At 39.5% G+C, this 23431-nt stretch carries 31 protein-coding genes, 2 tRNA genes and 1 pseudogene; 7 read left to right on the top strand and 27 right to left on the bottom strand.

The window, feature by feature from the left end; translation table 11 throughout:
• From AC4IFO_RS11980 to AC4IFO_RS11990, 3 genes are all read right to left on the bottom strand, one after another.
• Positions 1 to 77, bottom strand: a tRNA-Val gene (locus AC4IFO_RS11980).
• Positions 78 to 107: 30 nt separating this feature from the next.
• Positions 108 to 184 (bottom strand) — tRNA-Val (locus AC4IFO_RS11985).
• A 156-nt stretch (positions 185 to 340) separates the two neighbouring features.
• Positions 341 to 1714 carry an MATE family efflux transporter gene (locus AC4IFO_RS11990; protein WP_490734638.1) on the bottom strand — a complete coding sequence of 458 codons (1374 nt, stop codon included), beginning with the start codon at positions 1712 to 1714 and terminating at the stop codon, positions 341 to 343.
• A 277-nt stretch (positions 1715 to 1991) separates the two neighbouring features.
• Between AC4IFO_RS11990 and AC4IFO_RS11995 the strand changes: the two genes are divergently transcribed.
• Positions 1992 to 2657: a riboflavin synthase subunit alpha gene (locus AC4IFO_RS11995; protein WP_490734640.1), complete on the top strand. Its 666-nt coding sequence runs from the start codon at positions 1992 to 1994 to the stop codon at positions 2655 to 2657.
• A 196-nt stretch (positions 2658 to 2853) separates the two neighbouring features.
• Here AC4IFO_RS11995 and AC4IFO_RS12000 read toward each other — a convergent pair whose 3' ends face one another.
• From AC4IFO_RS12000 to punC, 3 genes are all read right to left on the bottom strand, one after another.
• Positions 2854 to 3126 carry a putative quinol monooxygenase gene (locus AC4IFO_RS12000; protein WP_490734642.1) on the bottom strand — a complete coding sequence of 91 codons (273 nt, stop codon included), beginning with the start codon at positions 3124 to 3126 and terminating at the stop codon, positions 2854 to 2856.
• Between the two features lie 24 nt (positions 3127 to 3150).
• Entirely contained in the window at positions 3151 to 3909 is a 759-nt protein-coding gene (locus AC4IFO_RS12005) for a helix-turn-helix transcriptional regulator (RefSeq protein WP_490734644.1), read from the bottom strand.
• A 316-nt stretch (positions 3910 to 4225) separates the two neighbouring features.
• Entirely contained in the window at positions 4226 to 5449 is a 1224-nt protein-coding gene (punC, locus tag AC4IFO_RS12010; protein ID WP_490734886.1) for a purine nucleoside transporter PunC, read from the bottom strand.
• Positions 5450 to 5569: 120 nt separating this feature from the next.
• Here punC and punR point away from each other — a divergent pair, with 120 nt between their 5' ends.
• Entirely contained in the window at positions 5570 to 6475 is a 906-nt protein-coding gene (gene punR / locus AC4IFO_RS12015) for a DNA-binding transcriptional activator PunR (RefSeq protein ID WP_490734646.1), read from the top strand.
• Positions 6476 to 6481: 6 nt separating this feature from the next.
• Here punR and purR read toward each other — a convergent pair whose 3' ends face one another.
• Complete coding sequence (gene purR / locus AC4IFO_RS12020; protein WP_490734648.1) at positions 6482 to 7507, bottom strand: HTH-type transcriptional repressor PurR; 1026 nt, start codon at positions 7505 to 7507, stop codon at positions 6482 to 6484.
• A gap of 429 nt (positions 7508 to 7936) precedes the next feature.
• On the bottom strand, positions 7937 to 8515 hold the full coding sequence (gene sodB, locus AC4IFO_RS12025) for a superoxide dismutase [Fe] (RefSeq protein WP_273804142.1): 579 nt from the start codon (positions 8513 to 8515) through the stop codon (positions 7937 to 7939).
• A 331-nt stretch (positions 8516 to 8846) separates the two neighbouring features.
• Here sodB and AC4IFO_RS12030 point away from each other — a divergent pair, with 331 nt between their 5' ends.
• On the top strand, positions 8847 to 9140 hold the full coding sequence (locus AC4IFO_RS12030) for a YciI family protein (protein ID WP_490734650.1): 294 nt from the start codon (positions 8847 to 8849) through the stop codon (positions 9138 to 9140).
• A gap of 76 nt (positions 9141 to 9216) precedes the next feature.
• On the opposite strand, the gene AC4IFO_RS12035 is transcribed toward AC4IFO_RS12030, so the two are convergent.
• From AC4IFO_RS12035 to AC4IFO_RS12095, 13 genes and pseudogenes are all read right to left on the bottom strand, one after another.
• The gene (locus tag AC4IFO_RS12035; RefSeq protein ID WP_490734652.1) at positions 9217 to 9672 is read right to left on the bottom strand and encodes a hypothetical protein; all 456 of its coding nucleotides are present in this window, start codon (positions 9670 to 9672) and stop codon (positions 9217 to 9219) included.
• A gap of 523 nt (positions 9673 to 10195) precedes the next feature.
• A complete protein-coding gene (locus tag AC4IFO_RS12040) occupies positions 10196 to 11260 on the bottom strand; it encodes a tyrosine-type recombinase/integrase (RefSeq protein WP_490734654.1) in 1065 nt (354 codons plus the stop codon).
• A complete protein-coding gene (locus tag AC4IFO_RS12045) occupies positions 11217 to 11483 on the bottom strand; it encodes an excisionase (RefSeq protein WP_273804144.1) in 267 nt (88 codons plus the stop codon). Before AC4IFO_RS12045 ends, AC4IFO_RS12040 begins: the two co-directional genes overlap by 44 nt.
• Positions 11484 to 12116: 633 nt before the next feature.
• On the bottom strand, positions 12117 to 12731 hold the full coding sequence (locus tag AC4IFO_RS12050; RefSeq protein ID WP_490734656.1) for a hypothetical protein: 615 nt from the start codon (positions 12729 to 12731) through the stop codon (positions 12117 to 12119).
• 75 nt (positions 12732 to 12806) lie between these two features.
• Positions 12807 to 13276: pseudogene (locus AC4IFO_RS12055) on the bottom strand (ASCH domain-containing protein).
• A 522-nt stretch (positions 13277 to 13798) separates the two neighbouring features.
• Positions 13799 to 14689 carry a DNA cytosine methyltransferase gene (locus tag AC4IFO_RS12060; RefSeq protein WP_490734888.1) on the bottom strand — a complete coding sequence of 297 codons (891 nt, stop codon included), beginning with the start codon at positions 14687 to 14689 and terminating at the stop codon, positions 13799 to 13801.
• A gap of 43 nt (positions 14690 to 14732) precedes the next feature.
• Positions 14733 to 15278, bottom strand: a complete 546-nt coding sequence (locus AC4IFO_RS12065) for a hypothetical protein (protein WP_490734658.1) — start codon at positions 15276 to 15278, stop codon at positions 14733 to 14735.
• Between the two features lie 35 nt (positions 15279 to 15313).
• The gene (locus tag AC4IFO_RS12070; RefSeq protein ID WP_490734660.1) at positions 15314 to 15724 is read right to left on the bottom strand and encodes a single-stranded DNA-binding protein; all 411 of its coding nucleotides are present in this window, start codon (positions 15722 to 15724) and stop codon (positions 15314 to 15316) included.
• Positions 15725 to 16339, bottom strand: a complete 615-nt coding sequence (locus tag AC4IFO_RS12075) for an ERF family protein (protein WP_272693329.1) — start codon at positions 16337 to 16339, stop codon at positions 15725 to 15727.
• Positions 16340 to 16354: 15 nt separating this feature from the next.
• Entirely contained in the window at positions 16355 to 16693 is a 339-nt protein-coding gene (locus AC4IFO_RS12080) for a hypothetical protein (RefSeq protein ID WP_490734662.1), read from the bottom strand.
• A gap of 592 nt (positions 16694 to 17285) precedes the next feature.
• The gene (locus AC4IFO_RS12085; protein WP_490734664.1) at positions 17286 to 17855 is read right to left on the bottom strand and encodes a hypothetical protein; all 570 of its coding nucleotides are present in this window, start codon (positions 17853 to 17855) and stop codon (positions 17286 to 17288) included.
• A gap of 90 nt (positions 17856 to 17945) precedes the next feature.
• Entirely contained in the window at positions 17946 to 18182 is a 237-nt protein-coding gene (locus AC4IFO_RS12090) for a hypothetical protein (RefSeq protein ID WP_490734666.1), read from the bottom strand.
• Positions 18183 to 18194: 12 nt separating this feature from the next.
• Positions 18195 to 18419 carry a hypothetical protein gene (locus AC4IFO_RS12095; protein ID WP_490734668.1) on the bottom strand — a complete coding sequence of 75 codons (225 nt, stop codon included), beginning with the start codon at positions 18417 to 18419 and terminating at the stop codon, positions 18195 to 18197.
• 66 nt (positions 18420 to 18485) lie between these two features.
• Between AC4IFO_RS12095 and AC4IFO_RS12100 the strand changes: the two genes are divergently transcribed.
• Positions 18486 to 18875: a hypothetical protein gene (locus AC4IFO_RS12100; RefSeq protein WP_490734670.1), complete on the top strand. Its 390-nt coding sequence runs from the start codon at positions 18486 to 18488 to the stop codon at positions 18873 to 18875.
• On the opposite strand, the gene AC4IFO_RS12105 is transcribed toward AC4IFO_RS12100, so the two are convergent.
• Complete coding sequence (locus AC4IFO_RS12105) at positions 18872 to 19060, bottom strand: hypothetical protein (RefSeq protein WP_490734672.1); 189 nt, start codon at positions 19058 to 19060, stop codon at positions 18872 to 18874. The two genes, AC4IFO_RS12100 and AC4IFO_RS12105, sit on opposite strands and share 4 nt — an antisense overlap.
• Before the next feature lie 324 nt (positions 19061 to 19384).
• Between AC4IFO_RS12105 and AC4IFO_RS12110 the strand changes: the two genes are divergently transcribed.
• A complete protein-coding gene (locus AC4IFO_RS12110; RefSeq protein WP_490734674.1) occupies positions 19385 to 19552 on the top strand; it encodes a YdiH family protein in 168 nt (55 codons plus the stop codon).
• Positions 19553 to 19617: 65 nt separating this feature from the next.
• Here the strand turns inward: AC4IFO_RS12110 and AC4IFO_RS12115 are convergent, their stop codons facing one another.
• From AC4IFO_RS12115 to AC4IFO_RS12135, 5 genes are all read right to left on the bottom strand, one after another.
• Positions 19618 to 19929, bottom strand: coding sequence for a transcriptional antitermination N peptide (locus AC4IFO_RS12115; RefSeq protein ID WP_490734676.1), 312 nt, complete (start codon positions 19927 to 19929; stop codon positions 19618 to 19620).
• Between the two features lie 411 nt (positions 19930 to 20340).
• Positions 20341 to 20925, bottom strand: coding sequence for a type II toxin-antitoxin system VapC family toxin (locus AC4IFO_RS12120; RefSeq protein WP_350024793.1), 585 nt, complete (start codon positions 20923 to 20925; stop codon positions 20341 to 20343).
• Positions 20922 to 21620 carry a hypothetical protein gene (locus AC4IFO_RS12125; protein WP_272658720.1) on the bottom strand — a complete coding sequence of 233 codons (699 nt, stop codon included), beginning with the start codon at positions 21618 to 21620 and terminating at the stop codon, positions 20922 to 20924. The genes AC4IFO_RS12120 and AC4IFO_RS12125 overlap by 4 nt, the downstream gene beginning before the upstream one ends.
• Positions 21621 to 21742: 122 nt before the next feature.
• A complete protein-coding gene (locus AC4IFO_RS12130; protein WP_286228189.1) occupies positions 21743 to 21877 on the bottom strand; it encodes a hypothetical protein in 135 nt (44 codons plus the stop codon).
• 120 nt (positions 21878 to 21997) lie between these two features.
• Complete coding sequence (locus AC4IFO_RS12135) at positions 21998 to 22642, bottom strand: LexA family protein (protein ID WP_240133251.1); 645 nt, start codon at positions 22640 to 22642, stop codon at positions 21998 to 22000.
• 106 nt (positions 22643 to 22748) lie between these two features.
• Between AC4IFO_RS12135 and AC4IFO_RS12140 the strand changes: the two genes are divergently transcribed.
• Complete coding sequence (locus AC4IFO_RS12140) at positions 22749 to 22958, top strand: helix-turn-helix transcriptional regulator (protein WP_006657610.1); 210 nt, start codon at positions 22749 to 22751, stop codon at positions 22956 to 22958.
• Positions 22959 to 23068: 110 nt separating this feature from the next.
• On the top strand, positions 23069 to 23395 hold the full coding sequence (locus AC4IFO_RS12145; RefSeq protein ID WP_273804161.1) for a hypothetical protein: 327 nt from the start codon (positions 23069 to 23071) through the stop codon (positions 23393 to 23395).
• The last annotated feature ends 36 nt before the right edge of the window (positions 23396 to 23431 follow it).

Below are 23431 nucleotides of genomic sequence, written 5' to 3' on the forward strand. Positions count from 1 at the left end.
TGGTGCGTCCGAGTAGACTCGAACTACCGACCCCCACCATGTCAAGGTGGTGCTCTAACCAACTGAGCTACGGACGCACTGAAATTAACGTGTTGTGCTAACTAGAATGGTGCGTCCGAGTAGACTCGAACTACCGACCCCCACCATGTCAAGGTGGTGCTCTAACCAACTGAGCTACGGACGCGCTGAAAACTTCTAGGTGACAACGGGGACGAATATTAACGTTATGCCGTGAATCTGGCAAGGGGAAAATGTAATTTCGCGACAGTTTGCTCGTATTTAAAACTATCTGGTGCGAAATACATCTTCCCACACAATAAATTGCTTAAAAAACCGACGACTAGCGTGTCGAACGTAGCAGGACAACTTGCTCAGGTTGCTTATGGATCCACATAATTCGTGTGGCCATACCCACCGCAGCGGCACTTAGTCCAATAATAAAGCCTATCCAGAAACCTTTTGGTCCCATCGCTGGCCCAACATAGTCTGTTAGGGCTAAAATATAGCCAGTAGGTAAACCTAACAGCCAGTACGCCGTGAACGTAATAAAGAAGATTGAACGGGTATCTTTATAACCACGTAAAATCCCTGCGCCAATGACTTGCACGGAATCTGATAACTGATAGATAGCGGCATAAAGCATTAAACTTGATGCTAGAACAACCACTTCAGGGTTTTTGTTATACATCATTGCAATTGGTTCACGGAAAACAGCGGTAAAAATTGCCGTAATCGTTGCGACCATTAAGCCAACGGCAAGGCCTGTATAAGAAGACACTTTAGCCGCTTCGGTGGATTGCTGACCTAAGTTATAACCTACGCGAATGGTTGCAGCGATCCCCAGTGATAATGGGAACATAAACATCACTGAACTGAAGTTAAGCGCAACTTGGTGTCCAGCAACGGCAACAACGCCTAATGGTGCAACCAACAGTGCGACAACAGCAAATAATGTGACTTCGAAGAACAACGCTAAGCCAATTGGCGTACCTAACACAATAATTCGCTTTAAAATTAATGGATTTGGTGATGTGAAAGGAACAGTAGGGCGAATATCGCGCTGAGCCGAAGCACGTTTCACATACCATCTCATCATCATGCACATAGCCCAATACACTGATGCCGTTGCCACACCACAGCCTACACCGCCAAGAGCAGGGGCACCGAAGTGACCGTAGATAAAGATATAGTTAATTGGAATATTGACCATTAAGCCCAGAAAACCAATCACCATCCCCGGCTTAGTTTTCGAAAGACCTTCACATTGGCTACGGTAGACTTGATAGAATAAATACCCCGGCGCCCCCCACATGATGGCATGTAAGAAACGAACGGATTTATCGGCAAGTTCTGGATCAATGTGTGGCATGTTGCTAATAATAAGTTGGCTATTATAAAGCAAGCACATAATACCTAAGGCTAAAAAGAGTGCGAGCCATAGACCTTGTTGAATTTGATCGCCAATTAAATTACGGCGGCCGGACCCGTTCATTTGAGCAACGATAGGGGTCAACGCCATTAGCAGTCCCTGACCAAAAAGAATAGCTGGCAGCCAGATGGAGAACCCAACTGCAACTGCGGACATCTCGATTTCACTGACGCTACCTGCCATAACCGTATCGACAAACCCCATGGCGGTTTGTGAAAACTGAGCGAGAACGATAGGAATACCGAGAGCCAACAAGCTACGCGCTTCTGTAAAATATTTCTGCACGCATACACCTTTATAATAAAAATAATGAAGAAGAAAAAACGAGAAAAATAAATGATTTAGCAATAAATCAAAGTGTTATTAAAAACCCTTTATTCTATCCATTTTATCAATGTATTCCAATAAAGATATACTGCCTATTAATGAAAGAGCACATTTGTCTCTTTGTGTATTTGATTACAGGCAGTTATTCAGTCTGTATCTCACCACTCAAATAAGATAGATCTCAAAAAATTCTTAGGTAAACTGGACTCATTAATTCACGACACAGAGAGTCATTATGTTTACAGGTATTGTTCAAGCGACCGCTCCAATTGTTGAAATTACGGAAAGAGCGAATTTTCGTACTCATGTCATGAAGTTTACCCCTGAATTACTGGTTGGTTTAGAAACGGGCGCCTCTGTTGCCCATAATGGTTGCTGTTTGACGGTCACTAAAATTGATGGTGAAAGAGTTAGCTTTGATTTAATTAAAGAAACACTCCGTCTGACTAATTTGGGTGCGCTACAAGAAGGCGATGTTGTCAATATTGAACGTGCCGCGAAATATGGTGATGAAATAGGTGGTCATGTGGTGTCTGGGCACATTATGACAACCGCAGAAATCAGTAAAATTTTCACTTCAGAAGATAATCATCAAATCTGGCTATCAATTCATGATAAAGCATTGATGAAATACATTTTACACAAAGGGTTTGTCGCGATTGATGGTATTAGCCTAACGGTTGGGGATGTTATCAATAACCGTTTTTGTGTACACCTAATCCCAGAAACGTTAGAAAGAACGACGTTGGGGCAAAAGCGTTTAGGGGATAAAATTAATATTGAGATAGACCCACAAACTCAGGCGATTGTTGATACTGTAGAGCGCGTGCTTAATCAAAAAGAGCAAGAAAAATTGTTGCAGCAGGGCAATGATTTAACAGAAGAAACTAAAGTAGATTAATAAGTTATCAATATTTTGACATTATTCAGGCTATAGCAATACTCTTTTTACTATAGCCTGAATAAAAATAATGAAATTTTAGATTTGGTAGGATAAAGGTGCTTAATCAAGTGTAAAGTTGTCAGAAATATCGAGTCAATAACACCACAGACTGCCAAAACAGCTAATTTGATTAAAACCTTGCCCTATTAGTTAGTTATTTTTCACTAAAATTAACAGAAAAACTGGCATTATCACGTTCAATCGCTTCAACTAAACGCCTAAAATGTGCGCTATTTTTGTGCATTTCAAGTGCATGGGTGCTTTCCCATTCTTCAAAAACAATATAGCCATTTTCTTTAGCCATAAGATCATACTGAATACAACCTTTCTCACGGCGGCTTAGTTTTGCTAAGTCACGAACGATTTCCCTAGTTAAATACCCATCCGTTCTTTCAGTTGTAATTTGGGCATACACAACAATACTCATTCCGTTCTCCTTATGTATTAAGAACTATCTTAATGGGTACTTGGTTTTTGTATTGTAAAAAAGCGAATAATCGGATTTTAAAAAGGCCGACGGGGTCATAGTGAAGTATCTTTTGAAATCACGGTAAAAATGAGACTGATCATAATAGCCAGTTTCAAACCAACGATAAGTGTCTTGATCTATCACCATACTTTTTAAAACATGCTCTAAACGGCAATTGATCTGGTAGCGTTTAGGCGTAATGCCATACTCTTTGAGAAATTCTTTTTGGATAACCCGCAGGTGTAGCCCTGTTTCATCGGCAATGTCGGTGATTTTTTTCGTAGGATTACGATAGAGCAACTCAATGATGTCATCAGTAAAATGTGGCTTTTTGCTGGCTTTAGTTTGGGTAAAGCAATCTAACAATTCCTTAAAAGAGGAATTCGCGAGCGCTTCAAACCAGTTATCTTGCCAAATTTCACCAAGGGCAATAGGCCTATCTGTATAATTGAATATACGTTGGGGTAATAAAAAACGTAAGGCATCATGGCGGATACGCAGTACCATGGTTTTTGCATGGTTAGGGTTTGCTGTAAATGTGTTGATTCTTGGAATGATGAGTTGAAATGGGTTAGTCGTGGAGTAGCCATCGGCGGACATGCAAATTGGATCTGATGAAATCCAAATCTCAGCCCCTGTCCCTGGAAATATTTTAATCGCACTGGTGAATTCTTTGATAATCAAAATAGAACTAACAAAGCCTTTCAATTCATCTGGCGGATAATATTGTTTCAACATCATACTTGAGCACTCATTATTTGATATGGCAATGATAGCGTTTTTTGACAAGAAAAATAACCATTGAAAACATGAGTTTTAGAAGATAAAAAAATAAAATGACTTTTTATTAGTGGAATACGCTTTAATTAGGTAAAAGTGGTTAGTGAATGATGCGTTAAAGCGCATTTTTAAGCAAATACTTCCTGTTACTGAATATGACAAAAGTGCCGCCAGTGCCTACAGTTAGCTTAAGAATAATATATTTGGTGAACGGTCAGTTTGTAATTAAAAACTGCGCCGCATAGCTGCGGCACAGTGTATAACGAATCTAAAGCAATTAATTTGCTTGGCAATCTGCTTGCTTCAATGTTTTTTCACATTTAACAGCACAACGTTGCATAAAGTAACCAATCGCCATTGGGATAATAGTAAAGGCCATCACACCCGTTGTTGCAAGAAGCGGGTCAAAGGCTAAAGCAGAAACTAACAAACTTGCCAAGAAACATAAGCCAAGTTGTAAGGCGTTTTGTAAGGCGGCTGCTTTACCACTTGCGCTAGGGAAGGTATTTAACGCTTTTGAAACGGCTATTGGGTACGACGCCCCGTTCATGGCAGCCATAAAGCAAAATGGAATTAAAATCATGGTTAATGATGGTGTGGTATAGATAGCCATGATGAATAAGATAGACATGCTAACCGCATAACCAATTAATAGTAGCGGGAATAAGGTTTCGGCACGTACTTTGGCTAAAACTAAACGGCAACCATAACCACCAACAATGAAAGCAAGAGTTTGGGGGATGTAGCTTAATCCAATATCCGCAGGGTTAAAGCCCATATTGCGCAGAATAAACGGCGAACCGGTTAGCCAAGCAAAAAAGCCCGCACTGCAAGAGGCATAAACTAAAACGTTGCCACTGAAGATTGGTGAGCTCAGTAATTTACCAAATGAAACTTTGGCTTGAGGCTGGTTTTCATCCTCGTGTTTTTTGACAGACACATTTTTGAGGAAAAACGTTGGTAACAGTAATAACACACCGACAGCCATCAAGATTAAAAAGATAGCTTCCCAAGTTTGGTGTTCGAGCACCCATGCTCCTAATAACGGCGCAAGTGCAGGGGAGAGCGCGACTAATGGCATGATTGATGCAAACACTTTTTGGGTGCTTGCCTCATCATAGCGGTCAATAACAAGGGCTTGCCATAAAACGGCGGCGGAGCAAACACCAACGGCTTGTAAAAAGCGTAAAGTTAATAACTGTGTTGCTGTAGTGACCCAAAAAATTGCCAAACTGCTCACAATAAAGATAGTCAGCCCAACAATTAACACTGGTTTGCGGCCAAGTTTGTCTGAAAGTGGGCCCCAAAGTAGCTGAGCAAACGCGAAGCCCGCTAAAAAGATACTGAGAGAAGCACTGATAGCCCCTTCGGTTGTGTGCAACGTGGTCTGCATTGCACCAAAAGCAGGCAGGTACATATCAATGGCTAAAAACCCCAACATGCTTAATCCAGCAAGATATAGCATAAATCCAGGGGAATTTTTTTTCGCAGTCGTCATAATTATTTACTTATCTGATATTTAAAAAAATGTTAACGGTAGTGCCATTGTATAGGCTATTTTTTTGTCTTGTGAAACGGTAATATTTGGATCTTGCCATCAAAATATTTGAAAGGAGATGCTATGTGGTCTGCTCATGCTCTTGAAGTGATTGATGCGGTTGCTCGGACGGGGAGTTTCAGTGGTGCCGCAGATGAGTTACACCGCGTGCCGTCGGCAATTAGCTATACAGTTAAACAAGTTGAAGAATGGTTGGCAGTCCCTTTGTTTGAACGGCGACACCGAGACGTTGTTTTAACCGAGGCAGGGCTGATTTTTATTAAAGAAAGCCGATCTGTTATCAAAAAAATGACAGAGACCCGTCATCAATGCCAACAAGCTGCGAATGGCTGGAGAGGTCAGTTCAGTATAGCGGTAGACTGCATCGTTAAGCCTCAACGCACCGAACAGCTTATCCTCGATTTTTATCGTCATTTTCCTGATATTGAATTGTATATACACCCCGAGGTTTTTAATGGTGTTTGGGATGCATTAGCTGATGGTCGAGTAGATGTCGCCATTGGCGCAACACGGGCTTCACCAATTGGTGAACGTTATAGTTTTCGAGATATGGGGTTTATGTCGTGGATGTGTGTTGCAAGCCCTGACCACCCTTTAGCGAAAATAGGGCATAGCCTAACAGACGATGAAATGCGTGAGTATCCAAGTTTGTGCTTAGAAGATACATCTCGCAGCTTACCTAAACGCGATACTTGGGCGTTGGATAACCAACGGCGTTTAGTTGTCCCCTATTGGGAAAACGGCTTAGCCTGTTTAGCTAATGGGCTGTGTGTGGGGATGGTACCTGAACATCGTGCAGCACCATTGTGTGCTGAAGGTAAATTGGTAGAATTGACACTGGCACAACCATTTCCATCAAGCCCATGCTGTTTAACATGGGTAGAGAAAAATACCTCTCCTGCGCTGAGTTGGTTATTAGATTATCTTGGTGATAATGAAACGCTCAACGCGGAGTGGTTATCAACATAAGTTGAGTTATCGGCGATAGTCAATAAATGGCCCGTCAGCAACAGAACGGCGCTCAACGAGACGAGGGTGAACTTCAATAGTTTGAGCGTCTTCGCGCTTATTCACAATACGGTCTAGTAACATTGCGAACGCCATTTGACCCAAACGCTCTTTAGGTTGGTGGATTGTTGTCAATGCAGGGGTGAAATAGCGTGCGTTTCGCACATTGTCGTAACCGATGATGGAAATGTCTTGTGGAACACGCAAGCCCATTTCATCCGCGGCGCAAATAGCACCCATAGCCATGATGTCACCACCACAGAAAACAGCAGTAGGGCGCTGTTTATGGCTTAAAATCTGCATCATCGCTTTATAGCCAGACTCTGGTTCAAAGTCCCCTTGAACAATCCACTCTTCTTTTAAGGTCACTTTGGCTTCTTCCATGGCTTTTTGGAAGCCAGTCAGACGACCAATCCCTGTATTACGCTCAAGGGAGCCTGGGATCACACCAATGTCACGGTGACCTCTATCAATCAGGTAACGCCCTGCGAGATAGCCCCCATGGAATGAATTGTCGATAATGCTATCGGTGAAATCCCCGCGGGAAGTTCCCCAATCCATCACAACCATTGGAATATTACGATAATCTTCAAGCATCCCGATAAGTGTATCGGGGTATTCGGAACACATAACCAGCAAGCCATCGACACGTTTTTGCGCCAACATCTGTAAGTAGGCTTTTTGTTTACCAAGATTATTGTGAGAGTTACAGAGGATCAGTGTATAGCCTTTTTCGTAGCAGCTATTTTCAACGGACTCAATAACTTCTGCAAAGTAAGGGGCCTCACTTGATGTTGCTAACAAACCAATCGATTTGGTGTGGTTCACTTTTAAGCTACGGGCAACCGCACTAGGCGAATAATTGAGCGATTTGATAGCAGCCCAAACTGCCGCTTTGGTATCATCAGCCACAAAGCGCGTTTTATTAATAACATGGGATACGGTAGTGGTAGAGACGCCAGCGCGTTTCGCCACATCTTTAATCGTTGCCATGGGGGAACAAAACTCCTGACCAACTATAGGTCTCTCTAAGAATTCTAGTTAAAAAATTACCTGCATATTGATGCATAGATCCTTTGCTGGCAATAATTTAGCGATTTGTTGTCGATTTTGTCTGATCTAGCGCAAAAACGAAAGAAATAATTGATGTTATAACATGTGATATAGACACTGGTTTTGCTTTTTTGGATGTGTATACTCAGTAACCTTAATGTTTATGTGGTTATCATTAATTCAATTTTGTTAGGATGAGAGGAACTCATGGATACAGATGTTAAATATGGAATACTAGCAGCAGTGGGTTCATTAGCGATGATTATTTTCATTGCTGTACATTTATTTTAGTTGTGTTTCATCTTCATTGGGTGAATAAATAAGGGCGAGTAATAACTCGCCCTTATTCTATTGGGAAAACATATTAAATTAAGCTAAGTTTTCTTCTACAAATTTCCAGTTTACCAGTGCCCAGAAATTTTCTAAGTATTTAGGGCGCGCATTACGGTAATCGATGTAGTAAGCGTGTTCCCAAATATCAACCGTTAAAACTGGCTTGTCGTCACCTGAAATAGGTGTTGCTGCATTGGAAGTATTGACGATTGCTAAGCTGCCATCGGCTTTCTTAACTAACCAAGTCCAACCTGCACCGAAGTTTTTGGTCGCTGCATCCGTAAATTGCGCTTTAAACTCAGCGAAAGAACCAAATGCCTTATTGATAGCATCTGCAACTTTACCTGTTGGCTCGCCACCTGCATTTGGCGCTAAGCAATTCCAATAAAAAGTATGGTTCCAAACTTGGGCGGCATTGTTAAATACGCCAGCTTCAGATGTTTTGATGATTTCTTCTAAAGATTTACCTTCAAAGTTAGTGCCTTTGATTAAGTTGTTTAAGTTAACAACGTAGGTATTGTGGTGTTTACCATAGTGGTATTCTAAGGTCTCAGCTGAAATATAAGGTTCTAAAGCATCTTTAGCATACGGTAGAGCGGGAAGTTCAAATGACATGACGTACTCCTTGATTGCTTTTGTAACAAAACATATGGGTGTTTGCTCGTAAAGTGAGCGAAATATTGTGCTTCGTTGTTTATCTACAGTTTTTTGCCAAATGGCCTGTATGATTCTTAATATGTTAATAGTAACACGATTAACCCTATAAAGGGTAAAGGTAATCGCGTTGATAAGTTAGTAATAAAAATGACAGCGTATGATTACCTCTTGTTGGCATAGTCGTCATGATTGAACCAAAATAAGAGAGTCGTGAAGGAAAAAATATGTAGGCGAGTTTTCAGTTTAAAGGGGTAGTATGTCGTCACTTTGAATCATTATGGAGAAAAAAATGAGCCTAATTTACGTCATGATTTTAAATTATATCAAACCATTAGAAGATGTAGATGCAGAAATGGACAATCATATTAAATGGTTGGAAAAAGGCTATGAAGAAGGGGTTTTTATTGCCTCTGGAAAGCAAGTTCCTCGAGTCGGTGGCATTATTCTTGCAAAATCAGATAACTTAGAAAAATTGCAAGAGCGTAATCAAGAAGATCCATTCCAGAAAGCAGGCCTCGTTGAAGTAAAAATCATAGCCTTTGATGCATCAATGAAGCTGGATGGCTTAAACGATATATTCTGATGAGTTGATTAGCTCCTTTTTAAGGAGCTATTTTTAACTTATCTATAATCTAAATACAAATACGAGTAATCAGTTATTATTTTTTCCTGAATTTACAACCGTCTAAATTAGTACACACAACCGTTTTTAAGTAAATGTCTTCTCGTTCCTGACTGGGAATTTTTGCACATACTTTTGTGAGCGCCAGTCTACGTTTTGTGCGTTCAGTTTCTAGTTTCCCTTCAGCTATATAGAAATTAATATCAATATCTGATGTTCTTTTACCGATAAACCCATAGGTACCCCTTATAGAAACAATTTCGATTCCATTATCTTCAAAGACATAAAATGCGCCATCACCCATTCTATTTTCGATAACCACAATATCATTTGTACTTTCATTTTGGGCTAAAGCATCTTTTGTCCATGCATCTTTTACGCAGTACGCCATGCTCTGTGTACCAACGGAAGCAGGGAAATTATCAAGTAATTTACTGTTATTACAGCCAGTAATGATCGTGCTAAATAAAAATATGCTGAAAATTTTTTTCATGAAAATCTCAATTTATAATCTGGGTTAGAGGTGTTTTATACGTATATTTACAAAACTCTTAAATGATATTGATAATCAATTTCATTTTTAAGGGTTAAATAAAAACTTGAATACAATCACCTTCTAATTATCGATTTACCTGCTTATTTGAGTGCGAAACCCTATGAATAATTTATAAAAGTAAAGTGAAGTGCTGGGGGGGGGTTGTAACTGCTATCTATAAAATGATGATGTAAAATGAGGGTAAAGATGTTTAGTAGATTTATTTGACTTGAATCATAAATAAGTCACAATAGTAGCAAATCAAAAGAGGGGCAATCCCCCTCTTTTTTCATACAAATAGCCATCGACATATTCAAAACAAGATATCGTATTGCGTAGTATATTTTAGGGCTAAAAATCAACTATCTAGTTGATAAATAAAAATATACTAATCATGTTAATGTTAAGGAAGTTAACATGACTTTAAATAAAGTGCTATTTAATCAATACTATATAACTGCCTCTCCAAAATTCTTCTAAATTATTCCGAAATGATATTCCAGTCATCAGAGCGACTATCTTGATATTTTTCTGTCATAGCTATACTTTTATGCCCCAAAAGGCTTTGGGCAAACTCCCCATTTTTTTCTTTTTTGTACAATCTAGCCGCAAGGCTTCGTATTTCATGGAAGGAGGGAGGAGTTTTATCGCCCCAAGATAACCCAGTGTTTTTTCTAGCAGTAGAAAATTGGCGAAATACACTTTCATACTGCAAGGGATTGCCGTTACTATTAGTAAATAAATTATCTGAAAATGAGATACTAATTAGCTCAGTTACAACGTCACCTACTGACTTTTCTATTTTCCCCATAGATAAGGTTAGAGGGATAGATAATTTGGTTCCTGTTTTGGCTTGGATAATCAGCAATCTATCATTAGTAATATTGGATTTTTGTAATTTGATTAAATCGCCAATTCGCTGGCCTGTAAGTAATCCAAGTTCCATTATAAGTTCGTATTGCCTACCATAAGCTTTTATCTCATTTTTTATTTTAATAAAATCATCAAAAGATAGCCTTGAACGTTCCACTTGAGTTCTGGGTGCTCTTGTTGATGATGCAGGATTTTCTTTCAAGTTGCCTTTCATTATTGCTTCTTTAAATAAATCAATGGCTGTTAATCTAACGTGCATTGCCATGGATTTTTTTCCACTATTATAAACTTCATCTATTAATTGAGATATTAATTTTGTGGTTATCAATGAGATATCTATATTGGGGATATGCTCTTTTATTATATTTAATTTACTGATATAACCTTTGAATGTGCTTTTCTTTAGGTTTCTATCCTCTAGAGTCTTAATATATTCTAAAATCCATTCATGCAAAAGAATTCCGTTCCCTGATATTCGTTCGACTAAATTAGGTTTTACTTTTGAAGATAAAATTTGATAATTTGCAGCAATAGCCTCATTGACTGCTTCTGCTTTATTCCTTCCTATACCGTACTCTATGCCAGTTTCAGGATTTCTATAGCTATAATAGCCTTTACGGCAATATAAATTAGGTGGTAAATGTGCGTTTTTTGGTTTTCTGTTTCTTGCCATCTGTTTCAATCCTTTTTAACAGTTTACAGTTATTGTTTAATAAAATAGTTGGATTTAATTTTTCGTAATTACTTATTTTTTGTGCTGAGGGATGAATTAAATATTGATATCCATCAAATGATGGTGAAGGATATATTTTCCCAGCACTTATCCATCGCCTAACTGTCTCATCACTTCTGCGATGCTTACTTGCAAACTCTCTTACTGTGAAGTATCTAACCATAATTAGATTCCTTTTCCGGTTTATGGACGTAGTAGCCCAATATTATTTTTTCTTTAATCTTAACGATTAAAATAATTCATCAGCATTCTTAATGTATGATCTATAGTTAATTCAATCTTTCCAAGTATTTGCTGTGTAGTCTTTGCCGATGCGCCCATGCCTCGGCATTTTTTTGTCTAACTTCCTTGTTAAATTCGCCCAGCCAACTACCCTTAAATAGCTAACACAGTGAAAATATAATTATCCCTACACAATCCTTGCCGTCATCGGGTACCCCTGGGTGGCGGTTTTTTTATTTCAATTAATAAATTTCTATCTATTTGTTGGGGGTAGTGTAGTATCGGTGGTGAAGTGTGTTTGCTAGGTTTCAATTAACGATTGATTTCTTTTGTTTGAATTCATACCGTCTAAGTTGGCGGTTCTTTTCATTTTTCTTCATTTCATCGTTGCAGATGAGCTCAACTTGCATTATCTGCATGGCACGGCTCTCGCATTCTTGCTGTGTGTATATTTTCTCAGATACAGGCACAGCAGAACCCTGTATTAGCATGAGTAATACATATCCGATTATTTTCATTAATTGATGCTCTGAATTTTAGGTATAAAAAACCCTGCTAGTACAGGGTCAGATTGTTAGGCAGCTAAAATGTTTGAAGCGTATTTTTCTATTTGGCCAATAGCTTGTTGGCAATATAGGATATTTAATTCAATTGACTCATCATTGCATGAATTTTCTTTTTTTAAATTTTCTAATATGATTTTTTTATGCTCTAATATCTCTGTTATAACATCAGTGATTTGATAAAATAGATATTCATTTATTATTGCGGAGTCATAAGCACATTTTTGTAAAGTTTCAGTATTGATACTGAGTAGTATTGATGAACATTTATCAAGGTCACCTTGATTTAGATTGCTAGAAGCACTTTGAAAATCAATATCTATATTTATAAGTTCGTTCTCTGTTATTTTTTTTATGGATTTTTTTTGTTCATTTTTTTCTTTTTCCTTTAATGTCTCGGTGTAGTTTTTTTGCCAAATATAGCCACCTATAGTTGCAGCAATTCCTAAAGATGAAATTATAGTAAACATCATAGATGTAAAGGATATCATAATACTTTCACCTTTAGTTTCTATAGTAAAATAACCTACAATTATAATTGTTCCAATTAGAAACCAAGCAACAGCACCAATAATGCTAACAATAAAATCTTTCATTCCGTCGAAATCATCAATATTCCGCTTCATAGTCCAGCCTTAACAGAAATTAAAGCAGGAATCATACTCACATCCATGTGACTAATCCACTGTCAAAATACCTCCTTAACTCGCCTTTTTGAACTCAATCACCCATACCCACGGATTATTATTCCAGCTTTCTTCTCCGTAGATGGAACGCCAAGTATCTTCCCAAACTTGAAATCCATAAGTGGCAGGTATGAAATCATAAAGACCACAACCAATCTCTTTACAAATATCACCTAAAGTAATGTCGCGCAGCTGTTGCAGCCAAACATCAGTAATTTCAATTTTCCCTTTGATATTACCGTCTTTATCCGCAAGGTTGATGATGTCGCCAATTTCGCCATATGGGCAATCAACATCAACAAACCCATGCCTCCATGCTGCACATACTTGCTCTGATAGTGTGTAACCATCTTGCATGCACCAAACTTGCGTAACTCTTCCTCGGTTACTTTTGGTTGTGGCTTAATCGGTCTGCGAGTCTGCGTTTTTCTGCCATTCATGACAGCCGTTAACATTGCATCGTTAAACTTAATTCTGTCTTTCATTGTTTGACCTATTTAATTTGTAAGAAAAGATTAATAACCAAGAATTATCCTATTCAGATAGTCGATTTGAGAATAAATTAAGAGTAAATGTTTGATTTGGGTAATACGACAATGCCCCGCAAAAGAAATGATAACAATCAGCCAGTGAGCATAATTGATGTAATTGTTTGCACATTAAAGGTCGTGGTAACTATCGTGACAATTATCTGTTTTATCACTTTGATATTACTAGTTTGCGCATGTGAGTTTTAGCTTATGTTCATTCCTCTTCATTGCCCCCTTTAATCGCTAGGATTAAAACGTTTCATGGCAAATGCTTATTTACCTTCTACACTTAAGCCCGAAAGAGTAGTTACTAGCTGTGTAACTTTCGCCGATGCTCCCTGCGTCGGCTTTTTTTGTCTAAATATCTTGCCAAATCCTGCTCGTTAACTATCCTTAAAAAACCAACACAAAAAATAAACTCTGAACATTCCCTTGCCGTCATTAGTGTGGTACCACTTTGGCGGTGTTTTTTTTACTTCATTGCATCCCTGCGATTGTATCCATATAAGCTTTTATGAATCCTTCCGCGACCGGCGCAACGATGGCATTACCGTAGGCGCGCAATCTTCCCACTCTGCCGGCAACCCCATTAACCAACGGGAATGTTCCGGATTCAACAGGCCGCCACTTGTCATCTGTGCAGTAGAGCCAGTCTGCATCTCTCCAGTAACCGTTAGTCTTTTTGGTGTTGTGATTGCCACCTGACCCGGCAACTTCAAGCAAAGCGTTTTTCCTGTTCCGCTCGATTTCGAGCCTCGAGCATCGTTCGCTATCGGCGATACCCGGCCAGCTAACTTTGCTGCCGTTTGAATATTCATCCCACCTTGCCGGCCTTGTGTTCCCGCTCCGCTTCCGCTGTTCGCTGTTGGAGTCGGCCACCCAATAGAGGCGCTGTCTGATATGCGGGGAACCGAAGCCCGCAGCGCATAAATCAACCGCTGTTGTTGCGTAGTCCTTTGCTTCCAAGTCAGTTTGTACAAGGTCGAGCCAAGCAAGCCCGCCTTTGCTTGCAACTTGTTCACCAAAGATAATGTCAGGTCTGCATTCACTGATAAGGTGGAATAGCGCCGGCCATAGGTGCCGCTCGTCAGTAAATCCATCGCCTTTGCCTGACGTGCTGAAAGGTTGGCATGGGCAACTCCCTGTCCAAACTGGTTTGTCGTCTGGCCATCCAGCTTTTCGCAATGCATATGACCAAACTCCGATACCTGCGAAGAAGTGGCATTGTGTGTATTGTTTAAGGTCATCAGGTTTAACATCCTCGATTGAACGTGTATCGACATCGCCATCAGCTATCAAGCCGGCGGCAATAAGATTTCGCAACCATTCGGCAGCGAATGGCTCTATTTCGTTGTAATATGCTGGCAAGATATCTATCTCCTGTTTGCATCCTTGCAAATATTCCTTGCGATTAATCCAATGTGACAATGACTGCTTTATCAATAGGTGACCAACTTAACGGCTGGTGATTGCCGATAACTTTATTTAACGCTTCGAAGGCTTCGTAAAGCTCAGGTGAAGCCTCACCATCTTCTGGCAGGGTATCCACAAAAATATCGTTAGGGTCTAATTGGTGTGGGTAATTTGGTTCGCATAACACGAGCTTTAAATCATCAACAGATACCCCGTGCTCTTCGCAGTAATCACGAATATCATCGATATCAAAGAAGTATCTATCACCAAAAAACATTGTCACTGGTGTTTTGTTATCCCACTCAACACGCTCAAATTTATCGAATCGTTCTTGTTGGTGCTCTTCCTTGCAAGCTGGGCAACCCCAGTTAATAACGAATGGCTCTTGATTTTGGTGTTTATCACAAACATTATGAGTTGCACCGCAGTATCTGGCTTGGTGCTCGTTATTGCCCCAGTAACGACCATCACGGTCTACCCATCCGGTAAGCGTCTTGATGCTTGCAGCCTCTGGCGAGCTGTATAAAACAACTTTATTTTTCATGGTTATATCCTTTGGTTAAATCACATAGGGAAGGGTTAGAAGGGTGGCTCATCATCAAAATTCATTGGCGGTTCGTTATAACTCGGTGCCTTTGGTTTATTTGATTGCTGTGGTTTCTGGCTTCCTGCCTGATTACTGTTACCTCCAAAATCCAACTGGTTAACGATAATGACTGGTGCTGCTTTCTTCTCACCACTCTGGCTTATCCATTCCTCCATAACGAACTCACCAGTTACTGTAACCTTTGCCCCTTTGGTTAAGTGCTCAGGTAGTTTTTCAGCTTTAGTACCAAACATTTTGCAGATAACCCACGATACTTTTTCGTGCTCTCCGTAACCTTGTTTTACTGGCAAGCTAAAAGATGCAACCGCCTTTCCATTTGGAGTCCATCGCTGTTCGCAGTCTTTACCTAAGTTTCCGCTTGCTGTTATTGTGTTAATTGCCATTTACGCCGCCTTTTTAAGTTCGCTAATTCTTATTCCAGTTAGTCGCTTGCACTCTTCTTGGTGAGTACCGCTTAATTCATTCCATACTTTTTTGTACTCATTCGTGATCGCAAGTTCGCTAGTTGCTTCATGCAAAAAGCCTGTGTAATCACTTAATATTTGCTCTGGTGTTCTCGGTGCTACGTTATGCACCTCTGCGTCAGCATCAACCGCCGTTTCCTCTGTCGGTATGCAAAACGCTTGAAAGGCTGCGTATTTATATGCAATAGACATTGCTTTGTTTGTAGCCTTATCTCCGCTATCCATAGCTTCACCATAAGTCATGACTGTGTGTTTACTGCCATCCGTGACAGACACAAAATCAAACTCAGCTTTGACGGTTACGTAAAATAATGGAGTTCCTTTTTGGCTAAGGCGTTCACATACCGAGCGCTCAGTACAGCGAGTTAAGATAAGTAATCCGTGCTTAACTAATGCAGGGGCTAGGGCGTTATAAACCGCATCAATACCCCTAAACGCATAATTTACGCCGCCACCTTTTGGCTTCTCCTTGCTAATGCCTTTTTCTGCCAGTTCCTTGGCAACATTACTTATTGCTTTGTATACCTCGCTCATAATTACCTCCGAAAATTAGTCACCTACAATTCTGCCGCTTAATGGAATCTCTGTGGCGCCACGATATGGGTCAAAGTGTTGTTTATCTGGATTCAGCATGTAGTAACCACGCCTGAATTCTTCATCTCGTAACTGTTGAATGTGCGCAGGCAAAGGAGGGTGATTAAGCGCTGTGATAAGGTTGTTGCTGTTAACTTGTTTTGAATACGATATATCCATATATCTTGGCCGCTCGTTAGCAACCCCTTGCTCTCGCTCTTTCTTCAGCTCATTCATGAGCCTTATCGTAGCTGCTAAAACTTCCTGTTTATTTGAGCTCCGCAATCTATTATCCACTGCTAAGTAATCAGCCATATTCACCCCTTAGCCAGGCAGATGGTACTGACTGAGGCTGAACACCTAGACTTTCCATGCGATAGTATTCCTCCTCTTCCTCGCGCTCCCTGCGCCGCTTATCGGCATCCTGCCTTCGCTTGAGTTCATACTCTGAAATTCTCATGCTGCGCCCTCATACCGTTCCCTGAGTATTTTTTCCAACAATTCCTTTGTTACGCCTCTCGTGTTGAGAATGAGAGTCTCTGGGTCGTCAGTTTCAACGCTGTAATTACTGCCAGCGTGAATAATTGCCCGTCGACCTCCGCACGCCGCAGGTTCCGTTGCGGTGTACATTTCCTTTGACTCGACAATGAACTTTGTCATTCAGACCTCCCGTAACTTGCTTTGAGAAATTCCATTGCTAACCACCAAACATCATCACAACGTTGGCTTATAGCGATTCGCGCCTGTACCTGTGCCAGACGTAAGAAATGTTTGTCGATTTGCATGATTTATCTCGTTAATAGAGGTAATAGAATTACAGCCATAATGATTAATGCTGCGTAGTAATAGTTATCGCCCATGTGATGACCTCACATAGTTATTTAGGTTCTGGTGTTGGTGCGGTGGGTTATTTGTGTTCGATTGCGTTTTGATGTTTAGCTGTCATTACAACCATTTCAGCAAATTTATCAGAGACATTTTTACGGATGCCAGCGTTAACAGCTTCAGTAATTTGTCGGTCGATATCTTGATTAATGCCTTTTAATTTTTCTTGAACAACATCCTGCACACGCTTATCTGTTAGCCATGTGATTAATCTTGTTCCATTTCCATAGCCATCAGTAAAGCTTCCTTTGTCATTAACTTTCTTTTCCAATAGGCTATCGAAAGTTCTCTTGATTAAGTCGGTGATTGTAAGGCAGTCCTGCGCATCACCCCATTTATCAGTGATGGTTACTTCTTTTTCTAGCCATTCATCAGCAAATGCTATCGCTTTCTGCTCAATTGATTTTTTCGCTGACATTATTGATTCGTCAATTGCTTTGTTGATTTGCTCAGACGCTTGTTTTTCTACTTTTGCTAAACACTGCTTTGAAATTGCACCTTTAACGCCTTCTATGATTTGATATTTAACTTCTTCATCAATGTTCCCATCTTCTTCTAGCCAGTCTAAATCTACTGTGATATTCAGTTTCATAATTAATTCCTTATATGCGATTTCTCACTATTAATAGCGATATGAAATGTGTTGTGGTGGGTTACTGCTGGCCGAGGGCTTTTGAGATTGCTAAAGAGTCGTTTCTAACTTAGCTATAACTTCGTCATAGTTAACTTCTAGCTCTTCACAGGATTCTCGTAAATCACTAAATGAAATCGAGCTTTTCACCGCCTGAGCTTCATTTTTAGACAGAAGAGCGCCACGGTAATCATATGATTCAGAGGTTGCTAACCGACCACCTAGGATTTTCATCCCTTCATATACTATCGGCTCATCGTCAAACTCATACTCAACTACGAATGTCATTTTCCCCATATATCACCCCCGCGCCTTTAACATTGCATCTGCCATTTGATATGCGTTTTTCGCAACCCATTCAAGCGTTTGTTCTGTCACTACGTCAATCATTGCATGATTGGATACAATCCCCTGCATGGCCTTAGCGGCTAGATAATCACGCAATGTCATGCCTTCCTGCGCTACAAATTGCATATCTGGATGCCCGCTTACTGGAAAAGCCGCTCCACCTGTTTTATCTGTCATACTCCCTCCGTTATTAACTAAAATACTGATATACTCCATTTAACTTAAATAAATGGATTTATGATTATGAAATTAATTGCTGTTGCTGCGCTCTTATTCTCTACATCTGTAATGGCTGCAAATCAGTGTAAGCCTGATGATGTTTGCTTAAAGTTTCAATCGAATAAATCTACTTATACCTTGCATTGCAAGGGGATTGGGCGGGTAAAAATAAATGATACTGATAATGGTGATACGTTTTTTATTCTTTATTTAAATAAAGAATACAATCTTTATGAGTATGCGAAAAACAACTACAAGGAAGATTCTGTTATGAGTATATTTAATAAAAAATTTAAATTAACCATCGGTCAAAGAGTTAGGCGTGTATTAGTCATACCTATAAACTCTTCAGAAATCAAAGAATCAACTGACTCATTAATGTCTTGCGTTAAGTCTCTATCTCCTATCTATTAATCACCAAGCCATTCAAGGTATTGCATCTGTTGAATAACACCTTCATCTGTTGGCTCTCTGTTCTCTTTATTGCATTCCTTGCAATTTGTTGTCGCTACTGGTTGCCCCATGCATCCACATTCACGACCAGAGCAACAGGTAATAAACTCAATGCCGTCTTGGCAATATTTATTGCTACATTTCATTGCAGCTCCTATCTATTAATCAACTAACCACAGCCCACAGAATGAACTCTGGTTAGTTGCCTAGATATCGCTCTAGGCTGCGGGCCTCACAGACCATGGCACCGAACTCTTTAATTTATTTAGATAAGCTAAATTTAATCACTACATAAATCCTCCGATTCAAACGGCACTTACATCTATGGCGAGACCGATTTATTGCCTAGTAAAATACAAGTAACCTATGCTAATAGTTTAAATAAATTTATATTAAACTCTGGAAAACTGACGGGGCAAATATCTACATGATAAGATTTGTGTTCTTACCACTTGATGAGGGATAAACCTATGAAGCCCAATGTTTCTGAATTAGCTTTTGAATATCTACGTAGAAACAAAGAAGATTTGACACCTGAAGAATTCTTTAACGAATACATATCGTTAATGATGACTTTTAAATCAGTTATTGAGTCACATGGAAAAAATAAGCCGACAGCATTTGATGTCCTGTCTTAACCTTTAATGGTAACTCCGCCATCATCATGATGTGACGGCGGTTTATTTTAATTAAATGCATGTTTCTATGCTCTCGCCGTCACTTCACCAGACTCTAATAACGTTCCTGACTTACGATATTTAGCTGAGTAAATACTAGAATTTGGTAAGCAGGTATTATCTGCTGAGTCATAAACTTTAGTGCTGCGAATTGAAATTGCTTTTTCAACTCGGCTAATTGGTTTGCGCGTTAGTGATAAGGTAGGGCGCTTTACTTCTTCTAGTTCGCCATGGATTGCGGCTTTTAAGCTTTTAGTTATCTCGTAGGATTCCTGCAATGCCTTTCTGCGTTCCATTCTGCGTGATCTGGCGTTGTTGTAGCCGTGAAAGTTACACATAGTTTTCCCCTTTCAGTTTGCTTTGGTGATTGGTGGTAGGTGTTGATCTCCTACTTTCGGTGTTACGTCATGCGACACGCGACTTACTGAGTTATTGCCGATTCCTATATTGCTAATCAGCCTTAGCGTTCACCAATCCCAAAACATACTGTCTTTGGTTTGCGCTTTTACAGCGCTATCTGCTTAAAGAGCTAACATCCTGTTTATCTATGGCTCCTTGCCTTCGATGGATAGTATATTCACAAATTGTGATTTTAATGTCAACCACAAAATGTGTTTATTTGACCGTTATTGAATTAACGTGATGATTTGAAATGGAAAATATTTAATTTATAGACACGATTTGTGTCAGAGATCACACAGGCGAGGAATTGAGGACACAAAAAAGCCCTCGCGGGGAGGGCTGGGAGATTAGTTTAGTTGATTCTTATCCGTCGGGATTTCAATTTCATCTAATAAATTTAATTTGAATTGATCTGATAAAGGTATGGGCTGAATATCTGAAATAGATTTAACATCAATCCCAACCTCTCTGCCTTTTTTAATAACTTCACCATCAGAGCTCCAAATTTCAGTGATTCCATTAGCCTTAGCAATGGCTATAATTTGTCGATCAAATCTAACTTTATTAGCGGTCTCATTGGAGTTTATTTGTTTGATAAATTGCTTAAACTCTTGTTTTGATGGAAGCATTGAGCACTCTACAGAAGCTAGCTCCTCAAAGGGGAGTATCTCAAAACAGTTCATGCTAGAAATTAGATTAACATGAGCATGCTTATTTGCCTCTCCATCAATGCCCAACAAGTATTCTGCAAGCACTGGTGTAGGTATCACAATTGTGCCACCGCTTCTCTCTATATGGTCAAGTAATGCTTTAGACCTTAACTCTAAGTCATCAACAGAGGAGAATCCGTCAGTACCCAGCTTGTTTGCATTATTGGAACTTTTCTTCATTAAACTGATGAGGATATTGGTGTCCACTATTATTTTTTTCAACTGAAACTCCTGTATTTCAGTATTAGCTCTTCCTGATCGTCTATTTCATCCCATCTATTTGCTGGGTCTGATGACAGTTTTTCGAGACCATCTGAAATGGCAATATCTTGTAGCTCAACAAACTTTTCTATTTTTAAGTTTTTGAGTTTCCAGACACCGTCTTTCTTTTCGTGTTGTGACTCGCCATACACTCTTATTTTTTTAAACAAGTATTTTGCAAGTCTAACTGCATCTGGTTTAGTGGCTGTACATATTAGGATTTCACCACCATTGCCTCTAAGCCTTACTGATACAGAATCTTTGCCTTTTTCAACAATGTGGTATAGCTCACCTTGAATCTTTGTGTTCTTTTTTGTAATTACAATTGGCTTTGCTTCTGTTGCAGGTCTTATTGTGTGCAATAACTCATTATTTGAATATATTTCAGCGGAGTAGTTATCCTTTGAAATTCTTTTTGCAAACTTACTATTCTCTGTATTTTCAATAATATTCGCACAGATAATATTGTGAGAACTAGCATTTGTAGAGTATGCATGAATCTCAATGCAACCATCATTCACTGATTTAAACCTAACTTCCTTTTCTTCACCGTATAGAATCGCGAGATCGGCAAGATAACCAGCAAGCTTATTCATTGGAATTTCGCTAGGGCTAGTGCCATTAATTACTATTTTTAAATTAAGTAACTCGCTCATAAAAAATTGCTCATAAAAAGGAAACTAGGTACTACTATAAAGTATAGGTCATCTTTGTAAATCAGACAGTGATAAAAATGTCAATGGTTGCTGTTCTATCTGTCACACCCTAAAACGTGTCGTCATTCTGCATTGAAAATAGAAATCCAAGCAAAAGGTTCTTCTGCAAACTGTAATACTGCTCCAACTGCTAGCGCTATTATTAATATAACAATCAGCAGCTTATTTTTACTGATGAGTTCTAATAATCTTTTCATATCGAACCCTCACTAATTATCAAAAGCAATCAGTAACAATAGAATGATATCCAGCACCGCGATAATAACTAGCAGTATCATTATGTTGGAGTTGGATATCAGCTCTAGCAGTTTCTTCATCTAAAACGTGTCGTCAGGCCACTGAGACTTAACCACTTTGCCTATAATCTGGCAGTTACCATTAATTGGGATAAGGTCAAACCGTGGGTTTAACGGCTCCAGATAATCTTGCCCTGACTCTCTAATCAATCGCTTAAATGTGAACTCATCACCATGTAATCGCGCTATGCAAAAATCACCAAAGTCTACATCCTGGTCAGGGTCAACAAGTATGAGCATCCCTTCTGGGAAGCTAGGACGCCCGCCTTGAGGGGCTGTCATTGAGTGACCTTCAACCTCTAACCAGAATGCGCTATCACTTGCTTTCTTGGCTGTTGGTATCCATGCAATAGCATCGCTTCTAGTGTACGCATTACTATTTTCAGTAAACTCACCTGCTTGTACTTTGGTGAATAGAGGGTACTCATAGTTGCTAACAACCTGATCGCTCCTATCACCAAACATCAATTCCGCAGGTGAAACACCTAAAGCCTCACTGATAACTAAAGCGTCATCAGCACTTATTTTTCTTTCACCTAGTTCATAATTTCCAATTCTAGAGGCCGCGGAATATCCGCACAGCTTTGCAAGTTGTGCTTGGCTTAACCCTCTAGATTCACGAATAGACTTAAGTCTCTCGCCAATAATTTCATTTATTTTTTTCATGGTTATCTTTTAACACAAAACGTGATGTAAGTATTTAAACGATTCGTGATTGACAGTTAATCACATATTGTGTGTAATAGAGGTGTAAACATGGAGGATACACACAATGAATAACATCGCAGAACAGCGAAAAAAATTAGGAATTTCTCAGGCTGTTTTGGCTTCATCAATCGGATGGGGTCAATCTCGTATTGCAAACTACGAGCTAAGTATTAGAACGCCTAGCCTTAATGATTGCCGAGTAATCGTTGAGGCATTACAGAAACTTGGTGCTAAATGCTCATTAGATGACGTTTTCCCGCCTCAAGCTGCATAACTTTACCGCTCTTTAAATCTCCAGCCCTGAAAAAGGGTATCAATACAAAACTTAACTCACAGGATCGTGAGCAACGGACTAACTGTATCAATAATATGGAATATTAAATTATGGACTACGCAACAACACGCAAAAACTTCAATCAATTCGTATCAAATCATCTAATCGCTACGGCATTACAAGCATTGAGAGCTAAGTCTCAATCGGTAGTGGCCAAAACGTTAGGTGTCCATGACTCAACCATTCTACGCAGAACTGACAAATTTCCTGAGCTATGCGAAACGCTGGCAGCTTCGGGGATTAAAGATTTTGTACTGGAAGGTGAGAGAAAAATATCAGAAGAGGAATATCGCTTTTTGTGGAAGCAAATCGGAGAACTTTCTTTGATGAGAACAAAAGAAAACGCCCAGATTGTTGGAGCAATCGAGGCGCATTAGTAAATCATTCACGGGAGTAATTATACATGAATATTA

This window comes from Providencia sp. UF-224, from assembly GCF_058245955.1.

Excerpts from the sequence above, each read along its gene's own strand:
- AC4IFO_RS11995 (WP_490734640.1), top strand. The coding sequence starts at position 1,992 with ATGTTTACAGGTATTGTTCAAGCGACCGCTCCAATTGTTGAAATTACG.
- AC4IFO_RS12000 (WP_490734642.1), bottom strand. The coding sequence starts at position 3,126 with ATGAGTATTGTTGTGTATGCCCAAATTACAACTGAAAGAACGGATGGG.
- AC4IFO_RS12005 (WP_490734644.1), bottom strand. The coding sequence starts at position 3,909 with ATGATGTTGAAACAATATTATCCGCCAGATGAATTGAAAGGCTTTGTT.
- punR (WP_490734646.1), top strand. The coding sequence starts at position 5,570 with ATGTGGTCTGCTCATGCTCTTGAAGTGATTGATGCGGTTGCTCGGACG.
- purR (WP_490734648.1), bottom strand. The coding sequence starts at position 7,507 with ATGGCAACGATTAAAGATGTGGCGAAACGCGCTGGCGTCTCTACCACT.
- sodB (WP_273804142.1), bottom strand. The coding sequence starts at position 8,515 with ATGTCATTTGAACTTCCCGCTCTACCGTATGCTAAAGATGCTTTAGAA.
- AC4IFO_RS12030 (WP_490734650.1), top strand. The coding sequence starts at position 8,847 with ATGAGCCTAATTTACGTCATGATTTTAAATTATATCAAACCATTAGAA.
- AC4IFO_RS12035 (WP_490734652.1), bottom strand. The coding sequence starts at position 9,672 with ATGAAAAAAATTTTCAGCATATTTTTATTTAGCACGATCATTACTGGC.
- AC4IFO_RS12040 (WP_490734654.1), bottom strand. The coding sequence starts at position 11,260 with ATGGCAAGAAACAGAAAACCAAAAAACGCACATTTACCACCTAATTTA.
- AC4IFO_RS12045 (WP_273804144.1), bottom strand. The coding sequence starts at position 11,483 with ATGGTTAGATACTTCACAGTAAGAGAGTTTGCAAGTAAGCATCGCAGA.
- AC4IFO_RS12050 (WP_490734656.1), bottom strand. The coding sequence starts at position 12,731 with ATGAAGCGGAATATTGATGATTTCGACGGAATGAAAGATTTTATTGTT.
- AC4IFO_RS12065 (WP_490734658.1), bottom strand. The coding sequence starts at position 15,278 with ATGAAAAATAAAGTTGTTTTATACAGCTCGCCAGAGGCTGCAAGCATC.
- AC4IFO_RS12070 (WP_490734660.1), bottom strand. The coding sequence starts at position 15,724 with ATGGCAATTAACACAATAACAGCAAGCGGAAACTTAGGTAAAGACTGC.
- AC4IFO_RS12075 (WP_272693329.1), bottom strand. The coding sequence starts at position 16,339 with ATGAGCGAGGTATACAAAGCAATAAGTAATGTTGCCAAGGAACTGGCA.
- AC4IFO_RS12080 (WP_490734662.1), bottom strand. The coding sequence starts at position 16,693 with ATGGCTGATTACTTAGCAGTGGATAATAGATTGCGGAGCTCAAATAAA.
- AC4IFO_RS12085 (WP_490734664.1), bottom strand. The coding sequence starts at position 17,855 with ATGAAACTGAATATCACAGTAGATTTAGACTGGCTAGAAGAAGATGGG.
- AC4IFO_RS12090 (WP_490734666.1), bottom strand. The coding sequence starts at position 18,182 with ATGACATTCGTAGTTGAGTATGAGTTTGACGATGAGCCGATAGTATAT.
- AC4IFO_RS12095 (WP_490734668.1), bottom strand. The coding sequence starts at position 18,419 with ATGACAGATAAAACAGGTGGAGCGGCTTTTCCAGTAAGCGGGCATCCA.
- AC4IFO_RS12100 (WP_490734670.1), top strand. The coding sequence starts at position 18,486 with ATGAAATTAATTGCTGTTGCTGCGCTCTTATTCTCTACATCTGTAATG.
- AC4IFO_RS12105 (WP_490734672.1), bottom strand. The coding sequence starts at position 19,060 with ATGAAATGTAGCAATAAATATTGCCAAGACGGCATTGAGTTTATTACC.
- AC4IFO_RS12110 (WP_490734674.1), top strand. The coding sequence starts at position 19,385 with ATGAAGCCCAATGTTTCTGAATTAGCTTTTGAATATCTACGTAGAAAC.
- AC4IFO_RS12115 (WP_490734676.1), bottom strand. The coding sequence starts at position 19,929 with ATGTGTAACTTTCACGGCTACAACAACGCCAGATCACGCAGAATGGAA.
- AC4IFO_RS12125 (WP_272658720.1), bottom strand. The coding sequence starts at position 21,620 with ATGAGCGAGTTACTTAATTTAAAAATAGTAATTAATGGCACTAGCCCT.
- AC4IFO_RS12130 (WP_286228189.1), bottom strand. The coding sequence starts at position 21,877 with ATGAAAAGATTATTAGAACTCATCAGTAAAAATAAGCTGCTGATTGTT.
- AC4IFO_RS12135 (WP_240133251.1), bottom strand. The coding sequence starts at position 22,642 with ATGAAAAAAATAAATGAAATTATTGGCGAGAGACTTAAGTCTATTCGT.
- AC4IFO_RS12140 (WP_006657610.1), top strand. The coding sequence starts at position 22,749 with ATGAATAACATCGCAGAACAGCGAAAAAAATTAGGAATTTCTCAGGCT.
- AC4IFO_RS12145 (WP_273804161.1), top strand. The coding sequence starts at position 23,069 with ATGGACTACGCAACAACACGCAAAAACTTCAATCAATTCGTATCAAAT.